Source organism: Labedella gwakjiensis (genome assembly GCF_003014675.1).
Taxonomy (GTDB): domain Bacteria; phylum Actinomycetota; class Actinomycetes; order Actinomycetales; family Microbacteriaceae; genus Labedella; species Labedella gwakjiensis.
In genome coordinates, this window is record NZ_PYAU01000001.1 from 2,251,277 (window position 1) to 2,265,102 (window position 13,826).

The window sequence follows — 13,826 nt, forward strand, 5'->3', positions numbered from 1 at the left end:
GGACCACCGGGGGAGTGCGGTCCGTCGCCACTATGCTAGGTCGTGCCGTCCGGCCGGGACAGTCAGGGGCGACCAGATCGGTCGCCGCCCGGTGGGCCGAGGGGATGCATGGACAGCGCCGCTTCGCAGTTCCGCCGGGATCGCCGGAACGCTCAGAACGCGCCGTCGAGCAATTCCGCGACCGATGCGCCGGCCACCGCCGTGAGCGGCGAGACCATGGGATGGGACCCCGAGCGGGAGGTCGTTGTGTCCGCGTCCGCGATCCCCTCAGCGGTCGAGGCGACGTGGGCTCCGTCGCGTGAGCCGTCCGAGCCGCAGCCGGCGGGTCGGACTCCGTCGCCGCTCGTCGACGCGGCCCAGGCGCCCCCGGCCGCTCCGTTCCCCGCTTCGTCCCCGCCTGCCGTCGGCCCGTCGTCCGCCTCCCCGGCCGCCGCGATTCCCGTCGACCCCTCCAGAGGAGGGGAGAGCGTGCGTCTCGGGTGGGACGCCGGCCAGCCCTCGCTGTACGCGGGGGAGGCGCCGGCCTCCACTCCCGTCAAGCGCGGTCTCGTCTCGGGTGCCACCGTGCTCCCCGAGATCACCGAGGCCCCTCCGGCCGTACGGAAGCTCTGGAAGCACCCGGCCTTCATCGTCTCGATGATCACGACGGTGCTCGCGCTCGGTGTGGGTGGCACGCTCATCGTGCTCGCCGCCATCTCTGGCGGCCCGCCCCGCGTGTCCGGGCTCGACATCACAACGGGCAGTGGCGGCGTCGCCCTGTCGTGGAGCGGACCGAACACCCCGTACGACCTCTACGTCGTGGGCGGAGGGGGAGAGGTCGCCGACATCTCCCAGCTCGTGCGCGGCCGGGACGCGTGGATATCCCGCACGTTCCAGTACTTCGACGACGACTCGTGCTTCGTGGTTCGCGCCAGCTCGGTGACCGGCGACGTCTCACTCGGCGCTGACGCCCTCGACGCGCAGGGCGCGGCGAGCATCTGCGTGTCCGACGCGGATGAGTAGACGCGAATGAGTAGACGCGGATGAGTAGACGCGGACGTGTCGCTGCGGCCGTGGAGCTGCGGACGTGGCGATGAGCAAGCGCCCGGCGTTCGTCGCTGCCGTGGTCGCCGCGGCCATCGCCCTCTCCGGCTGCACCGCGGACGTCGAGCCGGTGCCCACGACGACGCCCACCAACGTCGACCTCTCGCAGGTCGACATCACCGACGTCGACCGCAACGGCATCGAGTACCTGTCCGGCGGGGACGTGGTCGAGGCCGTGCTCGCCGCGATGGGCGACGCGGGGCCCGTCGCGATGACGGGCTCCTTCCAGGAGCGGCCGGACGAGGACGGCGGTGGCACCACCCGGCGCCTCGACGTCGTTTTCGAGGGGACGGACACCCGCTTCCGTGCGAACATCACCGCGGCCGATGTGTCCCTCCGAGCCGTCGTCGTCGACGGGCGCGCCTACGTGACCGGCGATGCGGGCTTCGCCGCTCTCCTCGGGGTGCCGGAGGCGGACGGCGGCATCGTGTGCCTGGCCTCCGACGATCGCCGAATCACGGCGTGGGCGCCCGCACTCTCCCCGGCGGGGCTCGTCGAGTCGATCCTCGGCGACTCGGACTCCGTCACGCTCGACCCCGCAGTGGAACCGGACGCCGCCGCGGAGTCCCTCGAGTTCATCGTCGGGGCCGGCGGCTCTCCGATCGGCTCGCTCACGGTCGCGACGACGGGCCCCGCCGTGCCCCTGCAGTTAGTCGCCGCCGATCCGCGTGGTGACATCGATGTCGCGTTCGACTGGTCGGCCGACCCGCAGATCGCCGCGCCGACGGACATCGCCGTCTCCTGCCCGTAGGACGCCACCGGCGGCCCGAGCGACGTTCTCCACAGGTGGGCGACGTTTCCGCGTGGCGGATGGGACCCCGCACCTACCGTGTGGACTACCCGAGCGCCCATCCGTCACTTCGTACCGGGAAAGTCCACTCATGACATCACAACGCTCCTGGGGCCGCCGCGCCCTCTTCGCCGCGGCCACGGCCGCCATCGCCCTCACCGTCGTCGCGGGGGCGGCCACCCCCGCGACGGCGGCAGCCGTCACGAATCCGTGCGCGGCCAAAGCCGTCTTCATCGGTGTCCGCGGCACAGGCGCCCCCGCCGGGAGCGCGATGACGGCGAGCGGTAATGCCTGGGCGTCCGGCGGGCACGGTCTCGTCGCGAATCTCGCTCGGGACTACAGCACGCAGAAGAGCTTCCCGATCTACGTCGAGAGCCTGGCCTACCCGGCGTCCTCCGCCTACGCGACCAGCGTCGCCACCGGCGTCAAGAAGCTGAGAGCCGAGATCGGCTACATCAACAGGACGTGCGGCGGCAAGACCAAGATCGTGCTCGCCGGCCACTCGCAGGGAGCGGACGTGGTCCTCGACACGCTCGTGGCGCTGACCCCGGCGACGGGCAAGAACCTCGTCGTCTCTGCGTCGGTCTTCGGCGACCCGAGCTACGTGGCGGGCCAGACGTACAACGCGCCCGGCTCGGGGAAGGCGAACGGCATCATCCCGCGCAGCGCGAAAGAGCGGACGGTGCTCCGGACCTACACCTTCAGGGACGCCGACGGTGCGACGCGATCCCGGATCCGCTCGACGTGTGCAGCGGGCGACTGGGCGTGCCAGGCCGCGCCGATGAACAAGCGGTCTGTCGCGATCCACAACGGCTACAACTCGTCCGCCGCGGCGAACTGGAGCTACGGCGTCCTGCGCCGCAGCTAGGACCCCGCAGCACCCACGACGTCCGCCGCGTCCGAGCACCCCCTCCGACGCGGCGGACGTCGTGCATTCCATCGGGCCTAGTGTGGACGGGTGGAGCGCCCAAGCGACGAGCAGAACCCGAGCCCCGAGCAGAACCCGAGCCCCGAGCACACCACGCACGGCGTGGGGCCGTGGATCGGGGACTGGCCGGACGACCCCCGCTACGACCGGGAGCTCCTCGAGCGCGGCGACACCCGCAACGTCGTCGACGCGTACAGGTACTGGTCGATGGAGGCCATCGTCTCCGACCTCGACGCGCGCAGACACCCGTTCCACGTGGCGATCGAGAATTGGCAGCACGACATGAACATCGGCTCGATCGTGCGGAGCGCCAATGCGTTCCTCGCAGAGACCGTGCACATCGTGGGCCGCCGACGCTGGAACAAGCGCGGCGCGATGGTGACCGACCGGTACCAGCACGTCGTGCACCACGAGGATGTGGCTGCGCTCGTGTCCTGGGCGGCCGAACAGGGCATCCCGATCATCGGCGTCGACAACGTGGAGGGGTCGCGCCCCATCGACGAGGTCCCGCTGCCCGAACGCTGCATCCTCCTCTTCGGGCAGGAAGGCCCGGGGCTCTCCGACGAGGCCGTCGCCGCCTCCGAGCGGGTCGTCGAGATCCGGCAATTCGGCTCCACTCGGTCCATCAACGCGTCGGCGGCCGCCGCCATCGTGATGCACGAGTGGATCAGGACCCACGCACTCGGCCCTATTTAGCGCACCGCATCGGGAATGCCAAACCCGGAGGCGCGTTGCGTCCTATGTCGGCACCCCGTGGCGCAGTGTCGGTGGTTGTGCTTAGGCTCTGTACTCCAGACCGGACGTCGATCCACACGAGGGGAGCCCGGTAAGAATGATCAGTTTCGACGGTGTCTCGAAGAGATTCCCCGACGGCTCACTCGCCGTCGACGACTTCACACTCACCATCCCATCCCGCTCCACCACGGTGTTCGTCGGGTCGTCCGGCAGCGGAAAGACCACGCTGCTCCGGATGATCAACCGCATGGTCGACCCCACGGCGGGACGCATCAGCATCGACGGCGACGACGTGGCAAAGCTCGAGCCGGTGAAGCTGCGGCGTCGCATCGGCTACGTCATGCAGAACTCGGGGCTCCTGCCCCACCGCACCGTGCTCGACAACGTCGCCACGGTGCCGATCCTCGAGGGCACGAAGAAGGCTGCGGCGCACGCCCGAGCCCTCGAGCTCCTCGACACGGTCGGGCTCGACCGCTCCCTCGCGAACCGCTACCCCGCCCAGCTCTCGGGCGGTCAGCAGCAGCGCGTGGGCGTGGCTCGTGGACTCGCGGTCGACCCCAACATCCTGCTGATGGACGAGCCGTTCGGCGCCGTGGACCCACTCGTGCGCGACGAACTCCAGCAGGAACTCCTCCGCATCCAGCGCGAGCTCTCGAAGACCATCGTCTTCGTCACGCACGACATCGACGAGGCGTTCCTACTCGGCGACCAGGTGGTCATCCTGCGCACCGGCGGCATCGTCGCGCAGGCGGGCACACCGGCCGAGATCCTCGCGAACCCGGCTGACGAGTTCGTCGCGAGCTTCGTCGGCGCCGACCGTGGTCGGCGGGCGCTTCACATCGATCGTCAGCACGGCGAGCGTGTGCTCGTCGACGGCACGGGGCGCGTGGCGGGAGTGCTCACGGAGGATTCCACCGGCACGGCAGCGGGGTCGGCCGCCGAATGACCTGGGTCATCGCGAACTTCAGCCAGATCTGGCGCCTGACTCTCGACCACATCGCGTTGAGTGTCCCGCCGATCCTGCTCGGATTCCTCCTCGCCGTGCCGCTCGGCTGGATCGCGCACCGCTACAAGCCGTCGAGGGCGATCCTCCTCACGGCCGGTGGACTGCTCTACACGGTCCCGGGTATCGCCCTGTTCATCTCGCTCCCCGTCATCCTCGGCACGCGCATCCTCGACCCCGTGAACGTGATCGTCGCAATGACCATCTACGCCGTCGCACTCCTCGTCCGCACCGCGGCCGATGCATTCGACGCCGTGTCGGGAGACGTCCGACAGTCGTCGATCGCCGTCGGCTACGGGCCGATCCGCCGCTTCTTCGAGGTCGAGTTGCCGCTCGCGGGACCGGTGCTGCTCTCGGGGCTCCGCGTGGTGTCGGCGAGCACAGTCAGTCTCGTGTCGATCGGCTCGCTCATCGGTGTCTCGAGCCTCGGCTACTTCTTCCTCAATGGCCTCAACCGGCGCTTCCCCACCGAGATCTTCACGGGCATCGTCGGGGTCATCGTCATCGCCGTGGTGTTCGACCTCATCCTCGTGCTCATCGGACGGCTCCTGCTGCCGTGGGCGCACGTCGCGCGGCAGCGTGAAGGGCGCGGACGGAGGGCGACGGCATGAACTCCTTCCTCGGCGCCCTCGCCTGGCTCGCCGACCCCGCGAACTGGGCAGGCGACAACGGCATCCCCATCCGGCTCCTCGAGCACCTCGCCATCACGGGCATCGCCGTCCTCATCGCGGCGGTCATCGGGATCTCTCTCGGACTCTTCATCGGCCACACCGGACGACTGTCGTTCCTCGTCGTGAGCACCACCGGTGCACTTCGCGCGCTTCCCACGCTCGGGCTCCTGGTGCTCTTCGCGCTCTGGCTCGGCGTGGGTCTCGCCCCCGTCATCATCGTCCTCGTGATCCTCGCGATCCCGCCGCTCCTCGCGGGCGCCTACGCGGGCGTGGAATCCGTCGACCGCGGCACGATCGACGCGGCGAGAGCCGTCGGGATGACGGAGTGGCAGATCCTCACGCGCGTGGAGATCCCCCTCGGACTGCCGATCATCGTCGGCGGGCTGCGCTCGGCCGTGCTCCAGGTGGTCGCCACGGCGACGATCGCCGCATACCTGCCGATCGGCGGGCTCGGTCGCTACATCTTCGACAACCTGAGCCTGCGTCGCTTCGAGCCCGTCTTCGCCGGCGCCATCCTCGTGACGGTCCTCGCCCTCGTGCTCGAGGGCGTCTTCGCCGGCATCCAGCGTCTGACCGTCCCGAAGGGCGTCCGCATCCTCCGCGGATCGCCCGCTCCGTACGGCGCAGGCCGCGCCGCGCGCATCGAACCCGATGCGTCGCCCACCGGATCGTCGTCAGACGAGTCGGACCCCGTTCCCCCTCCTGCCCATCACATGCAGCAACATCCCACACAGTAAGGAATCACCCATGTTCACGAAACGACGTCACGGCGTCGCGCTCGGTCTGCTCGCGGCCGGCGCGGTCCTCACGCTCGCCGCGTGCTCCAACGGCGACCCCATCACCGGCAGCGGCGGTGGCAGCGACGACGGCGGGTCCGGCGACTCGCAGACCATCGCGATCGGTTCGGCCGGCTTCGCCGAGTCCGAGATCATCGCCGAGATCTACGCACAGGCCCTCGAGGCCAACGGCTACACGGTCGAGCGCACGATGCAGATCGGTCAGCGCGACGCGTACATCGCCGCCCTCGACGACGGCTCGATCGACCTCGTCCCCGACTACACCGGCAACCTCCTGCAGTTCTACGATGCGGGCAACGAGGCCGTCACGAGCGACGAGGTGTACTCGGCTCTCGGCGACGTGCTGCCCGACGGATACGAGGTTCTCGACCAGGCCCCCGCCGAGGACAAGGACAGCTACAACGTCACGAAGGACTTCGCGGACCAGTACGGTCTCGAGAGTCTCGCCGACCTCATCAAGGTCGACGGCCCGCTCGTCATCGGCGGAAACCCGGAGCTCGCCGAGCGTCCCTACGGACCCACCGGTCTGCAGGAGATCTACGGCGTCTCGCCCGACAACATCCAGTTCGAGCCGATCAGCGACTCGGGCGGGCCGCTCACGGTGCAGGCGCTCCTCGACGGGACCGTCGACATCGCGAACATCTACTCGACGACGCCGGCCATCGCCGACAACGGGTTCGTGACGCTGGAGGACCCGGAGAACATGATCCTGCCGCAGAACGTGGTGCCGCTCATCAACTCCGATTCGGCCACCGACGAGGTCGCCGAGATCCTCAACACGGTGTCCGCCGAGCTCACCACCGAGGACCTCATCGAGCTCAACGGACGCAACCAGGGCGACGAGAAGGCCGCGCCGGCCACCCTCGCCACCGACTGGCTCGCCGACAAGGGCCTCTTCCAGTAACCCAAAGGGCTACTCCCGAGCGAGGGCGCCAGGTACACCTGGCGCCCTCGACTCGTATCTACAGCCCTCAGCGCCCGCTCCCCAACCCGTCAACACGCCGAGCCCTCGGCGACGGATCGGGCGGCTCGCGCACTCGGATGTGGCGCGCAGGCGTGAGCGGTAGGCTGGACGGGTGACTGGACACGACCTGTTGGGGATCCCTGAGACGCGGCTCCCCGCCGAGCCCGAGGTCGTCGACGCGCTCGCATCGGCGTCCACCATCGACGACATCGAAGCTGTCGTCCGCGCGCACCCCACGTCGTCCCTCGCCTGGGCGCTCCTCGCCGAGCACACCTTCCACCCGGCGTCCGCTCTCCAGGCGTACGCCTACGCCCGGGTCGGCTACCACCGCGGCCTCGACTCCCTCCGCAAGGCGGGATGGCGCGGCCAGGGGCCCGTCCCGTGGTCGCACGAGCCCAATCGCGGCGTCCTCCGCTCGCTCTACGCGCTCCGCAAGGCGGCAGCAGCGATCGGCGAGACGGACGAGGTCACTCGTCTCGACGAGTTCCTCCGTGGTGCCGACGAGACGGCCGTCGCCCGTATCGAGTCGCTCGGCGAGAACCGCGACGAACCGTCTCCGTCCACCGAGGCGTTCGTCATCCGCGGCCTGGACTGACCGGGCGGCGCAGTGAGCTGACCGGGCACCCGCCCGGCCGAAGGAAAGGGCATCGAGCATGCCAGGAATCGTGATCGTCGGCGCCCAGTGGGGCGACGAGGGCAAGGGGAAGGCGACCGACCTCCTCGGCAGCCGCATCGACTACGTCGTGAAGTTTAACGGCGGCAACAACGCGGGCCACACGGTCGTGGTCGGCAACGAGAAGTACGCGCTCCACCTGCTGCCGTCCGGCATTCTGACCCCGGGCGTCACTCCGGTGATCGCGAACGGCGTCGTCGTCGACCTCGAGGTGCTCTTCCACGAGCTCGAGGCCCTCACGGCACGCGGCGTCGACGTATCGAAGCTGCGCGTCAGCGCGAACGCGCACCTCATCACGCACTACCACCGCACCATCGACAAGGTCACGGAGCGCTTCCTCGGAAAGCGCCAGATCGGCACGACCGGTCGCGGTATCGGGCCCGCCTACGCCGACAAGATCAACCGCGTGGGCATCCGCGTGCAGGACCTCTTCGATGAGAACATCCTGCGGCAGAAGGTCGAGGGCGCCCTCGACGTGAAGAACCACATGCTCGTGAAGATCTACAACCGTCGCGCGATCGCCGTCGACGAGATCGTGGACGACCTGCTGTCGTACGTCGACCGCGTGCGTCCCATGGTCACCGACACGGCGCTCGAACTCCATGAGGCCCTCGAGCGCGAGGACATCGTGCTGTTCGAGGGCGGTCAGGCCACGATGCTCGACGTCGATCACGGGACCTATCCGTTCGTGACGTCGTCGAACGCCACATCGGGCGGTGCCGCCACGGGATCGGGCATCGCCCCGAATCGGATCGATCGGGTCATCGGTATCGTCAAGGCATACACGACGCGCGTCGGCGCGGGTCCGTTCCCGACGGAGCTCTTCGACGAGTCGGGGGACTACCTGCGAGCGACCGGCTTCGAGTTCGGCACCACCACGGGGCGTCCGCGTCGCGTCGGCTGGTACGACGCCCCGATCGCGCGTTACGCTGCCCGCATCAACGGCGTCACGGACTTCGTGCTCACGAAGCTCGACGTGCTCGACGACCTCGACACGATCCCCGTGTGCGTCGCGTACGAGGTGGACGGCGAGCGCGTCGAGGAGATCCCGGTCTCGCAGTCGGACTTCCACCACGCGAAGCCGATCTACGAGGACTTCCCCGGCTGGAAGCAGGACATCACCGGCTGCCGCACGTTCGAGTCGCTCCCGAAGAACGCGCAGGACTACGTCCTCGCGCTCGAGGCGATGAGCGGCTCGCGCATCTCGGTGATCGGCGTGGGTCCGGGCCGCGACGAGGTCGTCGTCCGCCACGACCTCCTCTCCTGACCACGCCCATCACACCCCGTCTCACCCCAAAAAGATCGCGATACAGCATGTGGTTCCGTGCTGTATCGCGATCTTTTTGGGGTAGGGGGGTGAGGTCGGTCAGACGACGGAGAAGTCGGGCGGGAGCGGGGCCCGGCCGGTGAGGGCGAGGAGGAGCTGCTCGCCCTTGCCCGTGCGGGCGGCGATCGCCGCAGCGAGGGTCGCCGTCGTCTCGACGAGCCCCGACGGGATGTCGACGGGCTCGCCAATCGCGCGACGCAGGTCCATCGTGTGCACGACCAGCTCGAAGACACGCGTCTGAAGGTACTCCTCGAGCAGGATGCCCATCCCGCCGATCGACACGATCCGTCCCTCCGGCTGCGCCTCGACGACGGCGATCGCCCGGTCCCGCAGCGCCCGGATCGCCGCGGCGGGATCGTCGCCGAGGGAGCGACCCACGTCCACGCCGCGACGATGGATCGCCTCCGGGTTCGTGTAGACGAGGTAGAGCGATCCGTAGTAGTCGCCGGCCGTCTCGATCGACACGGACGACGGCGCATCGAGGTCGAGGTAGTCGATCACCGTGATGAGAGCCCTGGCGGTGTGTCCGACGAGCCCCCGGACATCCCAGGTCCCGAGACCCGGCCGTTCCCACGCATCGTCCGGCACCCCCTCGACCGCGTCGACGAAGAGGTCGGATGCTGCCCGGAAGCGATCGATGCTCACCATGGGTCCACCCTGGCACGACCGGCTGCCAGACTGAAGCAATGGATGAGACGGCGGCGGCGTTCTGGCTCGGCAGCTACACCCCGGGAACCGGCGGCACCGGGGAGGGGAGCGGAGTCGGCGTCCGCGCCCTCGGCCGGGAGGCGACGGGTGGCCTCGTCCCCGTGTCCCACCACGACGCAGATTCGCCCTCGTGGGTCGTGCAGCACCCGTCCCTCCCCGTCGTCTTCGCCGCCGAGGAGTTCTCGGGTCTGATCAAGGCGTTCGGGGCGTCCCACGACGGAACCCTCACGCGCCACGGCGCCCCCGTCGAGGTGGGTGGCATCGTGTGTCACCTCTCCGTCTCCCCTGACGGGGCCTCGCTCGTGGCGGCGTGCTACGGCGACGGCCGCGTCGTCGTGCTCCCACTCGAGTCCGACGGCCGCCTCTCGGGACGAGCGACCGACCTCGAAGACGCTCGCGACCCGTGGGGCGTGCCCGGGGCGCCCGGTTCCGCGTCCGACGGCTTCGTGTCGAACGGTGTCGCGGTGCTGCTCGGGCGGAAGACGGAGACGGAGCCGCCGGTGTTCGAGGGGGAGGAGACGGCGGAGGCGCGACCGTCTCGCGCGCACACCTCCCGCTGGCTGCCTGACGGTCGCGTCGCCACGACGGACCTCGGCTTCGACCTCGTTCGCTTCTGGCGTCGCGGCTCGTCGTCGGCCGCCCCCCTCGTCCTCGACCACGAGGTGACGCTGCCCCGCGGTGTCGGCCCCCGCCACCTCGCATGGCACGAGAGCGGCCACTTGCACGTGCTGACCGAGTACTCGATCGAGGTCTTCACGCTGCGGGCCGGCCTCGACGGGCGTTTCGGAGTGGTGGCCGGCGCACAGGCGACGGCCGACGGAGCTGAGGACGGCGACGCGGCCGCCGAGATCAGCGTCGTCGGCTCGCGAGAGCACCTCCACACGAGCGTTCGGGGAAGCAACCGCATCTCGACTCTTCAGATCCGCGGCGACGGCAGCGAGCTGCGGGCCGTGTCCGACGTGGAGAGCGGCGGGGACCACCCGCGACACCACGTCGAGGACGGGGTCGTGCTGCACGTCGCGAATCAACGGTCCGGCGCCGTCGACTCGTTCGCGATCGACGAGCGGACCGGGGCGCCGGGGCGCCGGATCGGAAGCGTCGAGGTCGGCACACCCACGTGTCTCGCGCCGGCCCGGCTGTGACAACGGGCAGGGAGCCGACAAGCCGACGACGGATTCCGTCGTGACCGAGGCAATCCACGGCTGAGTATGGCGCTCCGAAGCCCGTCGCGGTATCGTGATCGTCACCCGGGGCACGGAGCGGCGGGAATAGCGGAACCTCACCGACCCGACGGTGCGACCTGCTCGACGCCGCTCCGGCCCGCCCCGCGTCGCGACCGGTCGTCCGGCGCGGCTCCCGCCTCGCGATTCGACGGAGACAGCCGTGACCGCCCAGCCCCAGCCGCCCACGGCGCCGGATGCCCTCGCCCCGATCGCCCCCGACGTCATCGTCATGGCGGACGCCGTGCACACGCTCGCCCCCGGTCTCGGCGACGTGGAGGCCGTCGCGGTGCGCGACGGAGTGGTCGTCGCGCTCGGCTCGCGCGCGGACGCTCGCGCCTGGTCGACCGAGGCCACGCGGGTCGTCGATCTCGGCGCCGCGGCGGTGACGCCCGGACTCGTAGACGGGCACCTCCACCCCATCTCCGGACTCGAGCTCGCTTCCGGCGTGAACCTCAGCGCGTGCGTCGACCTCGACGACGTGCGCGCGGCCCTCGCAGCGGCCGCACCGACGGGTGAGGAGGGATGGGTGTCCGGCTGGGCACTCGATCCCAATCTCTTCGGCGACGTGGAGCCGCACGGCGGGGTGCTCGACGAGGCCTGCCCCGGCCGTCCCGTCTTCGTGATGCTCTTCGACGCGCACTCCGCGATCGTGTCGCAGCGTGCGCTCTCCCTCGCGGAGATCGCCGGTGAGCAGGAGTTCGGCGACGCGTCGCGCATCGCCGTCGACGGAGAGGGAGCACCGACGGGGCTCCTCCTCGAGAACCAGGCGATGCGGCTCGTCGAGTCGATCATGCCGCGGGCGACGTTCGACGAGCGGGTGGACCAGCTCCATGGCCTGCTCCGCGGGATGGCGACCACGGGCATCACCGGTGCTCACGTGATGGACATGCACGACGCGGACGCCCTCGATCTCCTCGAAGCGGCCGAGCTCGCGGGCGACCTGGGCATCCGGCTCCGGATCTCGCCGATGTGCCTCCCCGGCATGACGGACGCGGAGATGGCCGACCTCATCGCCCTGCAGGGGCGGAGTGGCCGTCGGTGGGTGGTCGAGGGCGTGAAGCTCATGATCGACGGCACGATCGATAACGGCACCGCCTGGCTCCGCGAGCCCGACACGCGTGGCGAGTCGACGGATCCGCTGTGGCTCGACCCCGCCGAGTACGCCGAGCGGGTTGCGTTCCTCCACGCCGCCGGCGTGCCTACGGCCACTCATGCGATCGGCGACCGAGCGATCGAGTTCGTCGTGCGGACTCTCGCCGGTCTGCCGCGGACGGGTGTCCAGCATCGCGTCGAGCACATCGAGACGCTGCCGGACGACGTGCTCGCCGTCTTCGTCGAGGCGGGGATCGCCGCGAGCATGCAGCCGACGCACTGCACGCACTACACACGCGCCGACCAGACCGACAACTGGTCGGTGCGACTCGGCCGGGAGCGTGCCGACCGGGCCTGGCGGATCGGGGACCTGCGCGCGGCGGGCGTCACCGTCGCCCTCGGGAGCGACTGGCCCGTCGCGCCGTACGACGCGCGAGCCTCCCTCGCTGACGCCGTTCTGCGACGGCCGGCGCTCAAGCCCGACGTCGATCCTGTGCTCCCCGCTCAAGCGCTCTCGGCGCGCCAGGCGCTGGAGGGCTACACGTCGCACGTGTTCGCGTCCATCGGCGAGGAGGGCGGGACGCTGGCCGTCGGGAGTCCCGCCGATCTCGCCGCGTTCGCGCTCGATCCGCTCACGGCGGACCCGGACGACTTCGCCGGCGCCGAGGTGCTCATGACGCTCATCGACGGCGTCCCGGTGATCGGTCGCGAACGCTTCGGGCCGGCCGTCGTCGAGAACGGGGAGGAGGTGTCGGCATGACCGGATGGACGATGCCCCATGAGGCCGGCGATCAGGTGCGCACATGGATGGGCTGGCCCGCGCCGGCCGATACCTTCGGGGAGGGCGAGGAGGAGGCCGCGGCCGCCGTCGCCGCCTGGACCGGTGTGGCGAACGCCGTCGTCGACTTCCAGCCGGTGACGATGCTCGTCCCGTCCGCGCACATCGCGGAGGCGCGGCGGCATCTCTCCGCCGCCGTCGAGATCGCGGAGGCGCCGCTCGACGATGGATGGCTGCGCGACAGCGGCCCGACATTCGTCCACGACGCCACCGGTGCCGTCGCGGCCGTGGACTGGCGCTTCAACGGCTGGGGACAGCAGCCCGGAATCTCGTGGCAACAGGATCAGCACACCGCCCGGCGCATCGCGGAGCTCGCGGGTGTCCCGGTCGTCTCGTCGCCGATCGTCAACGAGGGCGGCGGCATCCACGTCGACGGCCGCGGCACCGTGCTCGCGACCCGGTCCGTGCAGCTCGACCCGTTCCGCAACCCCGACGCCGCGGAAGAGGACATCGAGCGGGAGTTCGCGCGCACGCTCGGCGTGGAGCGCGTCATCTGGCTCGACCGCGGGCTCTACCGCGACGCCATGACCTACGGAACGCGCGGTCACGTCGACATCGTGGCAGCCTTCTCCGACCCGACGACGCTCCTCGTCCACGACCAGCGCGACGAGGAGCACCCGGACGCGGAGATCATGCGCGGCGTCATGGCCGTGCTCGGCGAGGCGGTCGCCGTCGACGGCACGGCCTACCGGATCGTGCGCGTGCCGGCCCCGCGCGTGCTGCGCGACGGCGAGGGGTTCGTCGACTACAGCTACATCAACCACACGCCCGTGAACGGCGGCGTGATCGCGTGCTCCTTCGGCGACCCGAACGACGCGCTCGCCGTGGAGATCCTCGCGGAGGCGTACCCGGGCCGCGAGGTCGTGGCGGTCGACGCCCGTCCGATCTTCGCTCGCGGCGGCGGCATCCACTGCATCACGCAGAACCAGCCGGCGCCGCTCGTCTCGCCCTGACTCCGCACCGGCCTCCGGATCGCCGCGCACACGCCCGCGAC

Annotated in this window: 14 protein-coding genes; 13 read left to right on the plus strand and 1 reads right to left on the minus strand. The window is 70.3% G+C overall.

Features of this window, described 5'->3' with window-relative positions; genetic code table 11:
* Window positions 1-108: 108 nt before the first annotated feature.
* The 10 genes from CLV49_RS18180 (at window position 109) to CLV49_RS10715 (ending at window position 8,911) form a co-directional block, all read left to right on the plus strand.
* Entirely contained in the window at window positions 109-1,002 is an 894-nt protein-coding gene (locus CLV49_RS18180; RefSeq protein ID WP_127054329.1) for a hypothetical protein, read from the plus strand.
* 70 nt (window positions 1,003-1,072) lie between these two features.
* A complete protein-coding gene (locus CLV49_RS10675; RefSeq protein ID WP_127054327.1) occupies window positions 1,073-1,834 on the plus strand; it encodes a hypothetical protein in 762 nt (253 codons plus the stop codon).
* Window positions 1,835-1,964: 130 nt separating this feature from the next.
* Complete coding sequence (locus CLV49_RS10680) at window positions 1,965-2,741, plus strand: cutinase family protein (protein WP_158261953.1); 777 nt, start codon at window positions 1,965-1,967, stop codon at window positions 2,739-2,741.
* A 90-nt stretch (window positions 2,742-2,831) separates the two neighbouring features.
* A complete protein-coding gene (locus tag CLV49_RS10685; protein ID WP_106563530.1) occupies window positions 2,832-3,497 on the plus strand; it encodes a TrmH family RNA methyltransferase in 666 nt (221 codons plus the stop codon).
* A 136-nt stretch (window positions 3,498-3,633) separates the two neighbouring features.
* A complete protein-coding gene (locus CLV49_RS10690; protein WP_106563531.1) occupies window positions 3,634-4,482 on the plus strand; it encodes an ABC transporter ATP-binding protein in 849 nt (282 codons plus the stop codon).
* A complete protein-coding gene (locus CLV49_RS10695; RefSeq protein WP_106563532.1) occupies window positions 4,479-5,150 on the plus strand; it encodes an ABC transporter permease in 672 nt (223 codons plus the stop codon). The genes CLV49_RS10690 and CLV49_RS10695 overlap by 4 nt, the downstream gene beginning before the upstream one ends.
* Window positions 5,147-5,947: an ABC transporter permease gene (locus CLV49_RS10700; RefSeq protein ID WP_106563533.1), complete on the plus strand. Its 801-nt coding sequence runs from the start codon at window positions 5,147-5,149 to the stop codon at window positions 5,945-5,947. Before CLV49_RS10695 ends, CLV49_RS10700 begins: the two co-directional genes overlap by 4 nt.
* Window positions 5,948-5,957: 10 nt before the next feature.
* A complete protein-coding gene (locus CLV49_RS10705) occupies window positions 5,958-6,911 on the plus strand; it encodes an ABC transporter substrate-binding protein (protein ID WP_106563534.1) in 954 nt (317 codons plus the stop codon).
* A gap of 172 nt (window positions 6,912-7,083) precedes the next feature.
* Entirely contained in the window at window positions 7,084-7,566 is a 483-nt protein-coding gene (locus tag CLV49_RS10710; protein WP_106563535.1) for a DUF3151 domain-containing protein, read from the plus strand.
* 58 nt (window positions 7,567-7,624) lie between these two features.
* The gene (locus CLV49_RS10715; RefSeq protein ID WP_106563536.1) at window positions 7,625-8,911 is read left to right on the plus strand and encodes an adenylosuccinate synthase; all 1,287 of its coding nucleotides are present in this window, start codon (window positions 7,625-7,627) and stop codon (window positions 8,909-8,911) included.
* A gap of 99 nt (window positions 8,912-9,010) precedes the next feature.
* Here the strand turns inward: CLV49_RS10715 and CLV49_RS10720 are convergent, their stop codons facing one another.
* Complete coding sequence (locus CLV49_RS10720) at window positions 9,011-9,619, minus strand: maleylpyruvate isomerase family mycothiol-dependent enzyme (RefSeq protein WP_106563537.1); 609 nt, start codon at window positions 9,617-9,619, stop codon at window positions 9,011-9,013.
* A gap of 38 nt (window positions 9,620-9,657) precedes the next feature.
* Here CLV49_RS10720 and CLV49_RS10725 point away from each other — a divergent pair, with 38 nt between their 5' ends.
* From CLV49_RS10725 to CLV49_RS10735, 3 genes are all read left to right on the plus strand, one after another.
* The gene (locus CLV49_RS10725; protein WP_158261954.1) at window positions 9,658-10,821 is read left to right on the plus strand and encodes a lactonase family protein; all 1,164 of its coding nucleotides are present in this window, start codon (window positions 9,658-9,660) and stop codon (window positions 10,819-10,821) included.
* 241 nt (window positions 10,822-11,062) lie between these two features.
* A complete protein-coding gene (locus CLV49_RS10730) occupies window positions 11,063-12,754 on the plus strand; it encodes an amidohydrolase (protein WP_341810586.1) in 1,692 nt (563 codons plus the stop codon).
* Entirely contained in the window at window positions 12,751-13,785 is a 1,035-nt protein-coding gene (locus tag CLV49_RS10735) for an agmatine deiminase family protein (RefSeq protein ID WP_106563538.1), read from the plus strand. The genes CLV49_RS10730 and CLV49_RS10735 overlap by 4 nt, the downstream gene beginning before the upstream one ends.
* Window positions 13,786-13,826 lie beyond the last annotated feature (41 nt).

Bases quoted from the DNA above. Each gene is read 5' to 3' on its own strand.
- CLV49_RS10725 (WP_158261954.1), top strand. From the start codon at position 9,658: ATGGATGAGACGGCGGCGGCGTTCTGGCTCGGCAGCTACACCCCGGGA.
- CLV49_RS10715 (WP_106563536.1), top strand. From the start codon at position 7,625: ATGCCAGGAATCGTGATCGTCGGCGCCCAGTGGGGCGACGAGGGCAAG.
- CLV49_RS10690 (WP_106563531.1), top strand. From the start codon at position 3,634: ATGATCAGTTTCGACGGTGTCTCGAAGAGATTCCCCGACGGCTCACTC.
- CLV49_RS10720 (WP_106563537.1), bottom strand. From the start codon at position 9,619: ATGGTGAGCATCGATCGCTTCCGGGCAGCATCCGACCTCTTCGTCGAC.
- CLV49_RS10735 (WP_106563538.1), top strand. From the start codon at position 12,751: ATGACCGGATGGACGATGCCCCATGAGGCCGGCGATCAGGTGCGCACA.
- CLV49_RS10695 (WP_106563532.1), top strand. From the start codon at position 4,479: ATGACCTGGGTCATCGCGAACTTCAGCCAGATCTGGCGCCTGACTCTC.
- CLV49_RS10705 (WP_106563534.1), top strand. From the start codon at position 5,958: ATGTTCACGAAACGACGTCACGGCGTCGCGCTCGGTCTGCTCGCGGCC.
- CLV49_RS18180 (WP_127054329.1), top strand. From the start codon at position 109: ATGGACAGCGCCGCTTCGCAGTTCCGCCGGGATCGCCGGAACGCTCAG.
- CLV49_RS10675 (WP_127054327.1), top strand. From the start codon at position 1,073: ATGAGCAAGCGCCCGGCGTTCGTCGCTGCCGTGGTCGCCGCGGCCATC.
- CLV49_RS10680 (WP_158261953.1), top strand. From the start codon at position 1,965: ATGACATCACAACGCTCCTGGGGCCGCCGCGCCCTCTTCGCCGCGGCC.
- CLV49_RS10700 (WP_106563533.1), top strand. From the start codon at position 5,147: ATGAACTCCTTCCTCGGCGCCCTCGCCTGGCTCGCCGACCCCGCGAAC.